Raw genomic sequence first — 13,395 nt, 5'->3', positions numbered from 1 at the left:
AGACTGTCGCTATGAACGTGATGACTCGTCTACTCATAATGTTGTTATTGCTGGCGCCTTTAGTGGCTCCAGCATACGCTGCTGCGCCTCTGGGCGAGGCGGTGACAACCATGACGACGCAACATCACGACATGGCGGCAGACCATGCCTGCTGTGACGACAGTGATCAAGCTACCGCGATGGCTGAGCATATGTCCTGTGATGGCAGTTGTAGTGACTGCCAACACTATTGTGGTGCGACGGCGCTTGCGTTGTTGCCCAACTTTTCTTCAGCCCGTGCGTTGCCCGAGCAACGACAGTGGCTACCTACCTTAGCAAACCTTATTACCCGTAAGGACCGTCTCGAACGTCCACCGATGCCTGCAAACAGCTGATCTTCTTTTTCTCAGTTTGTTATTGCAGGAGTAATGTATGTTTTTATCACGATGGATGGTTGGGCTGTTGGCCCTGTTACTGGTCGTTAATGTTTTAGCGCAGAGTGCTCACGCACAAGATCACAGCCAGCACGGTACTGATGACCACCAATTGACCCCAGCGGAGCAACAGCTTCAGGGTGACCAAGACAGTACTGACGAAGTGCAGTATGTTTGCCCAATGCACAGTCATATCGTCCGCGACGAGCCTGGCACCTGCCCAATTTGCGGCATGGATTTAGAGCCGCAAAAGCCGACGATGGAAGTCAATGTGCAAATCAGCGGACAGATGCAACAAAACCTTGGCATTACCACCGCTACAGTTGAACGTACAACGCTTTGGCGTTATCTACCGACCTTGGCAACGGTGCAGTGGAACGACAACGCACGTTGGCACATCCATCCGCGTGCGTCCGGTTGGCTAGAAGAGTTGTTTGTGCGCAGCGAGGGCCAACAGGTTGCCAAAGGCGATGCGCTCTACAGCATCTACAGTAAAGAGCTAGTGGTGGCGCAGCAGGACTTTTTGCAAGCGCTCGATGCCGTCGATACTTTGACCCCACAACAATCGAAACGGTTACTTCGTGATGGCCGTTTGCGTCTTGAGTTGCTCGGTTTTAACGCCGAACAAGTGGCGCAACTGGAAAAATCTCAAGAGATCTTTTACCGGCTCCCAGTGTACGCCCAACACTCTGGTGTGGTCACCGCATTGAACGTGGCCGAGGGCATGTACGTGGAGCCCGGCTCCGAGTTGCTTACCTTGACCGGTGATGACAGTGCATGGCTCATCGCCGACGTGCCGGAGCGCTATAGCGATTGGCTGCGTCCGCAAGCACCTGCTGATGTAACGTTACCGCAGGCAGGACTGAACGCTTACGAGACCGAAATTGATTATATTTACCCTGAGCTTGATCCGCAGTCGAAGACGCAACGCGTCCGCATCAAGCTGCCGCAAGGGATTGCTGCCACCGAGATTCAAGTGGGTATGCAAGCGCAAGTTGAACTCTATGGCGGACCGAAACGGGATGTCTTAGCGGTGCCGGTGAGTGCGCTTATTCTGACCGGAACGAGTAATCGCGTGGTGGTGCAAACCGCTGGTGACACTTTCGAGCAACGTGACGTGCATGTGGGACTCATTGTGGGGGATGAAGCGGAAATCATGCATGGCCTTGAGGAGGGCGAGAAAGTCGTCACTTCTGGTCAGTTCTTGCTGGATTCTGAGGCGAGCCTAAAAGCCAGCCGCATGGGTGGCGAACAGCCAGCTAGCGGAGGCGCGCATGCTCACTAAAATTATTGATTGGAGTTTGGGCAATCGCATGCTGGTGCTGATTGCCGCGCTGTTTGCGGCTTGGTTTGGCTGGCGCGCGATGAGTAGCACACCACTGGATGCGATTCCCGATCTATCCGACGTTCAAGTGATTGTGAAAACCCCATACCCTGGGCAAGCACCGCAGTTAGTCGAAGAACAGGTGACGTGGCCGTTGGCGAATCTGATGTTGGCGGTACCTGGTTCGACCGAAGTGCGCGGGTTTTCGTTTTTCGGCGATTCCTATCTGTACATCTTGTTCGAAGAGGGCACCGACATCTATTGGGCGCGTAGCCGCGTCTTGGAGTATTTAAATCAAGCCGCTGAGCGTCTGCCCGCCGGTGTTACACCGCGTTTAGGACCAGACGCCAGTGGCGTCGGTTGGGTGTTTCAGTATGCATTAGTGGATCGTACTGGCGAGCGCCATTTGGGTGAGCTCACCAGTCTGCAAGATTGGTTCTTAAAACAAGAGTTGCAAAGTGTTGCCGGCGTTGCCGAGGTGGCGACGGTCGGTGGCATGGTGCAAGCCTACCAAGTCGTGATTGACCCTTATCGGCTGCAAAGTTATGGACTGACCTTGGAACAAGTTCGCAATACCATTACCAGTGCCAACCAAGAAGTCGGCGGTGGTATTGTCGAAATGGCCGAAGCTGAATATATGGTGCGTGGCACCGGTTACCTTCAGTCGTTGGATGACTTGCGCGACTTGCCATTGCCGGTGCGCAGTGCTGCGGGTAACGCGATAACTCTCGCTGATGTTGCGACCGTGCGCCGCGGCCCAGAAAGTCGTCGTGGCATTGCTGAGCTCAACGGCGAAGGCGAAGTGGTCGGCGGTATTGTGGTGATGCGCCATGGCGAGAACGCTTTGGCGACCATCGAACGGGTTCGCGATAAGCTGAAAACCCTGCAACAAGGTTTGCCTGAAGGCGTTGAGATTGTGCCGACTTACGATCGGTCGGATTTGATTCATCGCGCGGTGGATAACCTGACCACCAAGCTGATTGAAGAAATGGTCTTCGTTGGGCTCGTCATCGTGTTGTTCTTGTTGCATGTGCGCTCGGCGTTGGTCGTGATTATCACGCTCCCGCTTGCGGTGTTGATGAGCTTTATTGTCATGCGTTGGCTGGGGATTAATGCCAACATTATGAGCCTTGGCGGTATTGCCATCGCCATTGGCGCACTCGTCGATGCGGCCATTGTGATGGTTGAAAATGCCCATAAACATCTACAGCATTATCGCGAAGAACACGGTACAGAAGCCAAAGGGGCAGAGCACTGGCGTTTGATCCGTAATGCCACGGTGGAAGTGGGGCCAGCACTGTTTTTATCGCTGTTAATCATTACCTTGAGTTTTGTGCCGGTGTTTTCGCTGGAAGCACAAGAAGGGCGTTTGTTCTCACCATTGGCCTACACCAAAACCTTCGCAATGGCTGCCGCAGCCCTCTTGGCAGTGACGCTAGTGCCAGTGCTGATGGGCTATTTCGTGCGTGGAAAAATCATCAGTGAAGAACGTAATCCGCTGACCCGTGTTTTGATTTGGTTGTATCGTCCGTTCTTGCACGGCGTGCTGAAAATGCCGAAAACGGTTATTTTGATTGCTGTGCTGGTGACAGTGAGTGGTTACTATCCGTTGTCAAAAATGGGAAGTGAATTCATGCCCACCATGCAAGAAGGTGATTTGCTGTACATGCCAACCACCTTGCCAGGCATCAGTCCTGGCGCGGTTGCTGAGCTCTTGCAACGGACCGACCGTCTGATCAAGCAGGTGCCCGAAGTGGAACGGGTGTTTGGTAAAACTGGGCGGGCGGATACCGCCACCGATCCAGCACCGCTGACCATGCTGGAAACGACCATTCAGTTGAAGCCCGAGAGCGAGTGGCGTGAAGGGGTAACGCTGCAAGATATCATTGCCGAGCTAGATGCGACGGTCAATGTGCCGGGTATTACCAACGCTTGGGTGCAACCGATTAAAACTCGCATTGATATGCTCTCAACGGGCTTAAAAACGCCGTTGGGCTTGAAGATTGCGGGGCCTGAATTGAGCGAAATTCAGCGCATCGGTAGTGACCTTGAAGAGCGGCTATCGAATCTACCTGGCGTGGCTTCGGTGTTTGCGGAACGCCCTGCTGCCGGACGCTATTTAGAGATTCGTCCGCGCCTTGCTGAAGCAGCGCGTTACGGCATTGACCAAGCCAGTATTCAACGTTTGATTCAGTTTGCCATTGGTGGCGCGCAAATTGCCGAAACCATTGAAGGCACCGAGCGGTATCCCATCACCTTACGCTACCCACGTCAGTTACGTGATCATGTTGAGCGCATTAAGCAGCTGCCGTTGCTGAGCGCCAATGGTGCTTGGGTCACGTTAGAACAAGTGGCCGATGTACAAGTGACCGATGGTCCAGCGATGATCCGCAGTGAGAATGCGCGGCCTACGGGCTGGGTGTTTATTGACGTTGACGCTGGCACGCCCGTGGGCGACGTGATTGCTGCTGCCGAGCCAGCACTGGCTGACTATGATCTACCGGCGCGTTATTCGTTGTCGTGGTCGGGGCAATACGAGTCGATGGAACGGGTTAAAGCGAAGCTGCAACAGGTGGTCCCCGCAACGCTGGCGGTCATTTTGGTCTTGCTCTATTTGACCTTCCGCTCGTTTAAACAGGCGTTGCTGATCATGGCGACCCTACCGTTGGCTTTGACCGGTAGTCTGTGGTTTATTTGGTGGTTAGGTTACAACCTGTCGATTGCTGTTGGCGTGGGGATGATTGCCTTGGCCGGTGTTGCCGCCGAGTTTGGCGTGGTGATGCTGCTGTATCTGAACAATGCCTGGCATGCGCGCAAGGAACGCACACAAGCTACGCTCTATGATGCTATCGAAGAAGGGGCAGTGTTGCGGGTACGACCGAAAGCGATGACGGTCATTACCATCGTGGCAGGTTTGTTGCCGATCATGTTGACCCAAGGCACGGGTAGCGAAGTGATGCAGCGTATTGCCGCACCAATGATTGGTGGGATGATTCTGGCACCGTTGCTGTCGCTCTTCGTGTTGCCGGCGGTGTATTACTTGTGGCACCGCCGCCAACTGAACGACTAAGTTTAGGCTTTGTGGTGAGGTACGCGCATGACCAGCGCGTACATCACCGGCACGACCACGAGTGTCAGCAAGGTGGCAAAGCCAAGGCCGAACATGATGACCACCGCCATACTGACAAAAAAGTCATCAAATAGCAGCGGGATCATACCGACAATGGTGGTTACCGCTGCCATCATAACTGGCCGCACACGGCTTACGGCTGCGTCTTCTAATGCTTGCAGCGCGGGCTTACCGGCGGCAAGTTCAACGCGAATTTGTTCGAGCAATACCACGCCGTTTTTGATCAACATGCCGCTTAGACTTAAGAAGCCAAGTAAGGCCATGAAACCAAAAGGCTGTCCGGTTAACGCTAAGCCGAGGGTTACCCCGATAATGCTTAACGGTACGGTGGTCCACAGCACGCCTGCCTGACGAATCGAGCTAAACAATAGCACGGTGATAATGAACATCACGACGAAGGCAAAAGGTAGCGCTTGGAAAATGGCGCCGGTGGCTTTTTTCGACGCCTCGAACTCGCCGCCCCATTCAAGTTGGTAGCCGGTCGGTAGGGGAATCGCTTCAATTTCTGGACGAATACGTTCCAGCACCATCGCCGCGGTTTCTTCGCCAAAGATATCGTGATCCGCCATCACCGTGAGGGTTCGCTTACGATCACGGCGCAAAATAAGATGGTCTTCAGCGACGAGCTGCATGTCGTTGACCACTTGTGCGAGTGGAATCGTGCGCTGTAAGGCTTGCGAATACACCTGCAATTCGTGCCAATCGGCAATTTCGCGGCGTTCTTCAAGTGGGGCTTGCACCACGATAGGTAATAGCTCCGTGCCATCGCGGAACACCCCAACCGTTTGTCCACTAAAGTTGCGCTTCAGAACATCATTCACATCGGCTTTGGTGATGCCGAGGCGCCGCGCCGCAGCCTCATTAAACTCCGGTTGTAATACTTTGGTCCGTTGTCGCCAATCGTTGCGGAGGTTATACACTCCTTTGTCTTGCGTCATGATGGCTTCGGCCTGTGCGGCCAATTGATGCAGCACTTGCGGATCGGGGCCACTAAAGCGGGCTTCGATTTTTGCTGTCTGCGACGGCCCCATTTCGACCGGCTTCATTTTAAATTCGACGTCGGGCTGCTGCTGTTGGATGTAGTCCGTGAGGGCCTGATCGATTTGCCGCAGTTGCTCATTGTTGTCGGCACGTAAAATCAATTGGGCGTAACTTTCGTAGGACTTTTCGACCATGTAGGTGAGGGTAAACCGCGGCGCACCTTGACCGATGGTACTGGCGACATAAGTGAGTTCAGGGTGTTGCTGTTTTAGGTAGTCTTCCAGCTCGGCGACTTGCTCTGCCGTGCTCCGAATATCCGTGCCTTGTGGATACCATACGTCAACAAACAGCATCGGTGTTGTCGAAGGCGGAAAGAACGATTGCTTGATGGTGGTAAAGCCGACGCCAGCTAAAACTAGCAGGGCGAGCATGGCCAGCATGGTGGTCTTACGCCAGTTAAGAAAAACATGCAGAAAACGTCGATAGCCACGAAATACCCAGTGTTGATAGACGTGATCGTCATCTTCAGGTTGCTCTTTGGCACTCCGTGCGCGGGCATCGCGGCGGTAGAGAATATTACCTAAAAACGGGGTAAGCGTAATCGCGGTGAACCAGCTCAACAACAACGAGATAAACAGCACCCAGAATAATGAGTTCGCATACTCGCCACTGGCATCTTTGGATAAGCCGATGGGCGCAAAGGCGATGACCGCAACTGCGGTGGCACCTAACAGCGGCCAGATGTTTTGTTGCACAATGACGCTGGCGGCTTGGATGCGCGACAATCCACGTCGCACACCGACCAACATACCTTCGGCAATGACAATGGCGTTATCGACCAGCATCCCTAATGCAATGATCAACGCGCCGAGCGATACCCGTTGTAGCTGAATATCGAGTAAATACATAAATATAAAGCTGCCGAGTACGGTAATGAGCAAAACACCGCCAATCAGCACGCCGCTGCGTAAGCCCATGGTCAACAGCAGGGCGACGACGACAATTGCCACCGCTTCGGCCAAGTTCAGCAGGAAGTTTTGCACCGATGCGTCGACTTCCGCCGGCTGGTTGTAGATGTAATCCCATTGCATACCGACCGGTTGTGCGTATTTGAGCTCTTGCAGGCGGTGTTCGACGCGCTGGCCAACTTCAACCACGTTCACATCGGGAGCAAATGAAATGCCCAGCCATAGCGAAGGCTCGCCATTAAAACGTACCAAGTGGCCTGGGATCTCTTGGTAATCGCGGGCGACGGTCGCCACGTCTTTCAAGAGAATGCGTTCGTTGGCGCCGGGATTGCTGATCATCAGGTTGGCGAGGTCTTCGACCTTATCAAACTCGCCAGTGGTGTGTAGGCGAATACGCTCGCCACCGCTGAGCACGCGGCCAGCATCGCTAACGGCATTTTGGGTTTGCAGCAAGTTGATGACCTGTTGCGGGGCAATGCCAAAATTCGCCAGCTTATTGCGCGAGATCTCAACAATAACTTGTTCTTGTTGTTCGCCAGCTACGGTGACTTTGCCAACACCGTCGACCAGCACCAATTCGCGGCGCAAAAAGTCCGTGTAGTCTTTGATGTCATCGTAGTTGTAGCCAGCGCCAGTAATCGCCAGCATGATGCCATAGACGTCGGCGAAATCATCGCGCACCATCGGCTGTCCAGCGCCCGGCGGCAACCGGCGCGTCACGTCATTCACTTTACGGCGTAGCTCATCCCAAATTTGCGGCATGTCATCAGCGCGCAAGGTGGTCTTCATATCCACGGTAATTTGGCTCAAGCCAGGTTTCGAAATCGAGCTGACGTGATCGATGTTCCCCAGTTCTTGAATGGCATTTTCGAGGCGGTAGGTGACCTCTTCTTCAACCTGTTGTGCAGTAGCGCCGGGGTAGGTGGTAATGACCATTGCTTTTTTCAGGGTAAACTCTGGATCTTCGAGGCGACCAATGTTGGTAAGTGCTAACACACCGCCAATGAACAGCAGAAGCAACAACATCCAACTGGTGGTGCTGCGCCGAATACTAAAACGTGCGATATCCATTACAGACCTCGCTCCTTCACCCAAGGGCGAACTTTTTGACCGTTCTGCAGGGCATGCACCCCAGCGACGACAATTTGTTCGCCTTCGCGTAAGCCGTCAATCACTTCAATGGAGCTACCGGTGACGCTACCGGTGGTGATGCTACGTTGTTGCACCTGCTGACGTTCGGCATCGTACACCCACACTTTGGGTTGCGCTTGTTGGGATTCAGTGAGTTCCGAAAACACTGCACTGGTGGGGACATAGACGCCCTGTGCTGGCGCGTTTGAAACCGCCGCGGAATCGACGCGCACAACAGCTGACATACCGGGTAAGACATTAAAGTCTTGCGGCGTCGGCATGGTGAATACGACTTTGTACGTGTTGGTCGCAGGATCAGCGGTGGAGTCCCACTCTTTCAGTTGGGCCTTATAAGTGCGTTCCGGTTGCGCGGTAAAACGTACTTCTGGTTGATAGTCGGTGCGGCGTTGAACCCTTGCAAACAGCTGTTCGGGCACATTGATGCTAATGTCGATGGCATCGTCCATTTGCAAGGTGGCGATAGGGCGTTGCGGCTGCACGGTTTCATGTTTCTCGACGAAAATATGAGCGATGGTACCAGCGAAAGGGGCGCGTAATTCAGTGTAGTTAAGATTGGTTTTGGCGGTTTCAAGATTCGCTCGCGATACCTCGAGGTTGGCTTTGACTTCATCAAACTGCTGCGGGGAGATCACGCCTTCATCGACAAGGTTCTTGGTGCGTTGGAATTGCGCGTTGGCCAGTTCATAGCGTGCTTGGGCTTGATCAACCACCAGTTGATAGTCGGTCGGATCGAGTTTAGCGATCAAATCGCCTTGCTTCACTTGTACCCCAGGTTGCCCTGGGAATTCGGTAATTTCGCCCGCTACGCGGAACGCCACCTGTGCCACTTGGGCGGCTTCGATGACGGCGGGAAATTCGCGAAAGCGCTCGCTATCGTTGCTGCCGACCGTGAATAATTTGACCGGTTGCACCGTTGTTGCAGCTTCCTGCTGCGCGGGTGCTTCGCTACAAGCTGTCAGCGCGAGCGCGCTGAGCAACATTAATAAGCTACGGACCATGAGCTTCCCCTTCATTGGTTGAGCGATGAAATTCAATGCTTGTAAGTTTAGCGGGTAAAAATGTAAAGTAATACTGAATAAAAATTAAAAAGAGCATAAGAAACGTTTAATAGGTTTGTACCCCGTGGTTCTACCACGGGTCACACCTGACGTTTCAACCATGCCCGTTCAATTCGGCATCCCCCGTGGTAGAACCACGGGCTACCCAAACAACAACGAACAGCAAACAACGCCCTCGGGAATAACCATGAAACTAAGTCAGTTAGAAATGCTGGTATTACTCGCCGAAACCGGGTCCGTCCAAGGTGTTTCCGAACGCATGCACCGTACCCAAGCGGCCGTCAGTATGGCGTTGAAGAACCTTGAGGATGATGTCGGGTTTCCGCTGTTTGACCGCAGTGGCTATCGCCTGACGTTATCGCCACGCGGGCGACAGTTTCTGCGCCAAGCGCGCGAGGTGGTGAAGCAACAGCAACGCTTGCATTCCTTGGCCGCGCAATTGCAAACGGGCGCCGAACCGCAACTACGGATCACCTACGACTATACCTGTGCGCCGTCGGTGCTGTTTGACGCGATGAAAAAGGTGCAGGAGGCTTACCCTGCAACCGAATTACTGCTTAGCGGCGATTCGCAGTTGCGCGCCTTGCGCCGTATTCGCGAAGGTGAGGCAGAGCTAGCATTGTGTCCGTGGTTGCCAATTTTTCGTCAGCATGGCGACTTTGAAACGGTCCGCGTACGGCCTTTTGAACTGTTAGTGGTGTGCGCTCCGGCGCTCCTAAAAGGGCTCGCGCTAACTGACTTGCAGCGCCATGACCTGTTGGAAATGCCCATGCTGATCCCGCAGGATCAAGACATCGGTATTGATCTGGATAAAATTATGCGCATGCCGGGCCAGCAACGGATTCGCGTGAATGATTCGATTACGCAACGCGAGTTATTGCTGGCAGGCATGGGCTGGGGCATCATTCCCGGCGACTTGGTTGGTGACGCACTACAACGCCATGCGCTTGAACGCATCGATATTCCGGGCTTTATGACCCATGTGAACTTAGAAGTTCACCTTGTCCGCTCCGCTGAACGTATTGCCGGTCCAGCGGAAGAGCTTATTTGGCGCCATTTCAGTGACGCCTCGCTTACAAATACGCGCGTGCTTTGAAGCTTGGCAACAACGTGGTGATGGCGTCGACACCCCACGAGCTCACTTTCTTTGTCGCTTCGCTGGCGCTAGCGAGCAGCGCATAGCCTTGCAACTCGACTCCGGTGCGAGCCAGTGCCGCGGCGACATCGGCGTCACGACTGACAATAAGGTCGGCCATCAGATCGTCTTGCATGATTTGAATATCCTGCGCGATACTGCCAGCAAAATTTTCTACTTGGTAAGTGTACTTATACACTTGTTGCGCTTTCACTGTTGGTTGACGTGGCGCATCTTGCTCGCTCGCGGTATTTGCCATAGCGCTGGCGCTAAAGCCGAACACTAGAGCAGCGGTACATAAGGTTTTTACTACTTTGTTGGTGAGTGTTTTCATAGTTAGGTCCCCCCGTTTGACCTACCTATTAAGATAGCCGCGAAGTGTGAAAGGTTTATGTCAGCTGCATCTTTTTTCGTCACCAAGTGTAACCAGATGTGTCACCCGTGGTAGAACCACGGGGTACAGAATATTCATGGTGTTTATGCCAAAGATTATGCTTTATGTCGCTGTATGAATTTTAATTGCCCGGCAAAACCCCTATAATTGCGCCCAAAATTAACACCCCCAAGTTTCACTCGCATAGCAAAGTAGAGGTAATCTGTGCTGCAAGACTATCGTAAGCATGTTGAAGAGCGCGCTGCTGAAGGCATCCCACCGAAGCCGTTAACTCCAGAGCAAGTCGCTGATCTCGTCGAATTATTGAAAAACCCACCGGCTGGCGAAGAGCAATTCTTGGTTGAATTGTTATCTGAGCGCGTGCCTCCAGGCGTTGATGAAGCAGCTTATGTGAAAGCTGGCTTTTTATCAGCCATCGTTAAGGGCGAAGTTTCTTGTCCGGTGATCAGCAAGCAAGATGCGGTGAAGTTGCTAGGCAATATGCACGGCGGCTACAACATCGTGACCTTGGTTGATTTGTTAGACGACGCCGAGTTAGGCGAGCTAGCAGCCTACGAACTCAAGCACACCTTGTTGATGTTCGACGCCTTCCACGACGTTGAAGAAAAAATGAAAGCGGGCAACGCGCTGGCGAAAGAAGTTGTGGAATCGTGGGCGGCAGGTGAATGGTTCACGGGTCGCAACGAAATGCCAGAGCAAATCAAAGCCACCGTATTTAAAGTTACTGGCGAGACCAACACTGACGACTTGTCTCCTGCACCTGATGCTTGGTCGCGCCCTGACATTCCGCTGCACGCCAAAGCAATGTACAAAATGCCGCGCGAAGGTGTTACCGACGCCGCTAAGCAAATCGAAGAATTGAAAGAAAAGGGTCATCCAGTAGCTTTCGTTGGTGATGTTGTAGGCACCGGTTCTTCACGTAAGTCAGCAACCAACTCAGTGTTGTGGTACATCGGCGAAGACATGCCAGGTACGCCAAACAAGCGTGCTGGCGGTATCTGTATTGGTGGCAAAGTTGCACCGATCTTCTTCAACACCATGAAAGACGCTGGCGCGTTGGTATTTGAAGCCGACGTTGAAAAAATGAACATGGGTGACGTGATCACCATTTATCCGTACGCGGGTAAAATCGAAAACGAAGCGGGCGAAGTGATCGCTGAGTACGACTACGCATCACGCGTGATTCTTGACGAAGTGCGTGCTGGCGGTCGTATCAACCTGATCATCGGTCGTGGTTTGACGGAAAAAGCGCGCGAAGCTTTAGGTATGGGTCCTTCGGACTTGTTCTTGAAGCCTGAGCAGCCAGTTGATTCTGGCAAAGGCTTCACCTTGGCGCAGAAGATGGTCGGTAAAGCCTGTGGTATGGAAGGTGTCCGTCCAGGCACTTACTGTGAACCGAAGATGACCACCGTTGGTTCACAGGACACCACCGGCCCAATGACCCGTGATGAACTGAAAGACTTGGCGTGTTTAGGCTTTACGGCTGACTTAACCATGCAGTCGTTCTGTCACACGGCGGCGTATCCGAAGCCAGTGGACATCGACACGCAGCACACCCTGCCAGACTTCATCATGAATCGTGGCGGTGTTTCGTTGCGTCCAGGTGACGGCATTATCCACAGCTGGTTGAACCGTATGTTGTTGCCAGACACCGTTGGTACTGGCGGTGACTCGCACACGCGCTTCCCGTTGGGGATCTCGTTCCCAGCAGGTTCAGGTTTGGTTGCTTTCGCAGCGGCTACAGGCGTTATGCCATTGGATATGCCGGAATCGGTACTGGTACGTTTCAAAGGCGAAATGCAGCCAGGTATCACGTTACGTGACTTGGTGCATGCGATTCCTGCGTTCGCGATTAAAGAAGGCCTATTGACCGTTGAAAAGCGTGGCAAGAAGAATGCCTTCTCGGGCCGTATTCTTGAAATCGAAGGCCTTGATCATCTGACCGTTGAGCAAGCGTTCGAACTTTCTGACGCTTCAGCCGAGCGTTCAGCTGCGGGTTGTACCATCAACTTGTCAGAAGAATCGGTGGCAGAGTACTTGCGTTCAAACATCACCATGTTGCGTTGGATGATCAACGAAGGTTACGGCGATGCACGTACCCTTGAGCGCCGTGCGCGTAAAATGGAAGAGTGGTTGGCCAACCCATCACTGATGCGTGCTGATGCTGATGCCGAGTACGCTGAAGTGATTGAAATCGATTTGGCTGACATTAAAGAGCCGATCGTGTGCTGCCCGAACGACCCAGACGACGCGAAGTTCTTGAGCGAAGTCGCGGGCGATAAAGTCGACGAAGTCTTTATCGGTTCGTGCATGACCAACATCGGTCACTTCCGTGCGGCAGGTAAACTGCTCGAGAAGAACTCTGACGAGCTGAATACCCGTTTGTGGATTGCGCCACCGACGAAGATGGACGAAGCGCAATTGCGTGAAGAAGGTTACTACAACATCTACGCGAACAACGGCGTGCGTACCGAAATGCCAGGTTGTTCATTGTGTATGGGTAACCAAGCACGAGTTGAAGCTGGCGCGACCGTATTGTCGACGTCGACGCGTAACTTCCCCAACCGTTTAGGTGATGGTGCCAATGTTTACCTGACCTCAGCAGAACTTGCTGCAGTCGGCGCGATTTTAGGCAAGCTGCCAACACCTGCGGAATACATGGAATACGCAGCCGACATCAACTCGATGGCGGGCGAAGTTTATAAATACTTGAACTTCGACCAAATGGCGGACTTCCGTGCGGCAGAAGATGCTGCGAAGCAGAACATTATTCCGACCATTGAAGTTGCTTAATATATCGACATAGATATATTAGTTATACTATTTTAAGCATAAAGCGC

At 53.1% G+C, this 13,395-nt stretch carries 8 protein-coding genes; 5 read left to right on the top strand and 3 right to left on the bottom strand.

Annotated features, from left to right (window positions below; genetic code table 11):
* The first annotated feature begins 11 nt into the window (after positions 1 to 11).
* The 3 genes from NV375_RS06570 to NV375_RS06560 are packed head-to-tail and all read left to right on the top strand — an operon-like array spanning position 12 to position 4,807.
* Positions 12 to 374, top strand: coding sequence for a hypothetical protein (locus NV375_RS06570; protein ID WP_258807392.1), 363 nt, complete (start codon positions 12 to 14; stop codon positions 372 to 374).
* Positions 375 to 411: 37 nt separating this feature from the next.
* Positions 412 to 1,698, top strand: a complete 1,287-nt coding sequence (locus NV375_RS06565; RefSeq protein WP_258807391.1) for an efflux RND transporter periplasmic adaptor subunit — start codon at positions 412 to 414, stop codon at positions 1,696 to 1,698.
* Positions 1,688 to 4,807 (top strand): efflux RND transporter permease subunit, encoded by a 3,120-nt coding sequence (locus NV375_RS06560; RefSeq protein ID WP_258807390.1) that lies wholly within the window; start codon positions 1,688 to 1,690, stop codon positions 4,805 to 4,807. The genes NV375_RS06565 and NV375_RS06560 overlap by 11 nt, the downstream gene beginning before the upstream one ends.
* Before the next feature lie 2 nt (positions 4,808 to 4,809).
* Here the strand turns inward: NV375_RS06560 and NV375_RS06555 are convergent, their stop codons facing one another.
* Together NV375_RS06555 and NV375_RS06550 are read right to left on the bottom strand one after the other, a co-directional pair.
* A complete protein-coding gene (locus NV375_RS06555) occupies positions 4,810 to 7,887 on the bottom strand; it encodes an efflux RND transporter permease subunit (RefSeq protein WP_258807389.1) in 3,078 nt (1,025 codons plus the stop codon).
* Positions 7,887 to 8,966: an efflux RND transporter periplasmic adaptor subunit gene (locus tag NV375_RS06550; protein WP_258807388.1), complete on the bottom strand. Its 1,080-nt coding sequence runs from the start codon at positions 8,964 to 8,966 to the stop codon at positions 7,887 to 7,889. Before NV375_RS06550 ends, NV375_RS06555 begins: the two co-directional genes overlap by 1 nt.
* 247 nt (positions 8,967 to 9,213) lie before the next feature.
* On the opposite strand from NV375_RS06550, the gene NV375_RS06545 reads away from it, so the two are divergent.
* Entirely contained in the window at positions 9,214 to 10,122 is a 909-nt protein-coding gene (locus NV375_RS06545; RefSeq protein WP_258807387.1) for a LysR family transcriptional regulator, read from the top strand.
* Here the strand turns inward: NV375_RS06545 and NV375_RS06540 are convergent.
* Positions 10,100 to 10,495, bottom strand: a complete 396-nt coding sequence (locus NV375_RS06540) for a hypothetical protein (RefSeq protein WP_258807386.1) — start codon at positions 10,493 to 10,495, stop codon at positions 10,100 to 10,102. The genes NV375_RS06545 and NV375_RS06540 overlap by 23 nt on opposite strands.
* 264 nt (positions 10,496 to 10,759) lie before the next feature.
* Here NV375_RS06540 and acnB point away from each other — a divergent pair, with 264 nt between their 5' ends.
* Positions 10,760 to 13,348 carry a bifunctional aconitate hydratase 2/2-methylisocitrate dehydratase gene (gene acnB, locus NV375_RS06535; RefSeq protein WP_258807385.1) on the top strand — a complete coding sequence of 863 codons (2,589 nt, stop codon included), beginning with the start codon at positions 10,760 to 10,762 and terminating at the stop codon, positions 13,346 to 13,348.
* The last annotated feature ends 47 nt before the right edge of the window (positions 13,349 to 13,395 follow it).

The organism is Pseudidiomarina sp. CB1, from assembly GCF_024752025.1.
Classification (GTDB): domain Bacteria; phylum Pseudomonadota; class Gammaproteobacteria; order Enterobacterales; family Alteromonadaceae; genus Pseudidiomarina.
This window is presented reverse-complemented; position numbering and strand designations above follow the sequence as displayed.

Coding starts and splice junctions, on each gene's coding strand:
- NV375_RS06570 (WP_258807392.1), top strand. CDS start 12: ATGAACGTGATGACTCGTCTACTCATAATGTTGTTATTGCTGGCGCCT.
- NV375_RS06565 (WP_258807391.1), top strand. CDS start 412: ATGTTTTTATCACGATGGATGGTTGGGCTGTTGGCCCTGTTACTGGTC.
- NV375_RS06560 (WP_258807390.1), top strand. CDS start 1,688: ATGCTCACTAAAATTATTGATTGGAGTTTGGGCAATCGCATGCTGGTG.
- NV375_RS06555 (WP_258807389.1), bottom strand. CDS start 7,887: ATGGATATCGCACGTTTTAGTATTCGGCGCAGCACCACCAGTTGGATG.
- NV375_RS06550 (WP_258807388.1), bottom strand. CDS start 8,966: ATGGTCCGTAGCTTATTAATGTTGCTCAGCGCGCTCGCGCTGACAGCT.
- NV375_RS06545 (WP_258807387.1), top strand. CDS start 9,214: ATGAAACTAAGTCAGTTAGAAATGCTGGTATTACTCGCCGAAACCGGG.
- NV375_RS06540 (WP_258807386.1), bottom strand. CDS start 10,495: ATGAAAACACTCACCAACAAAGTAGTAAAAACCTTATGTACCGCTGCT.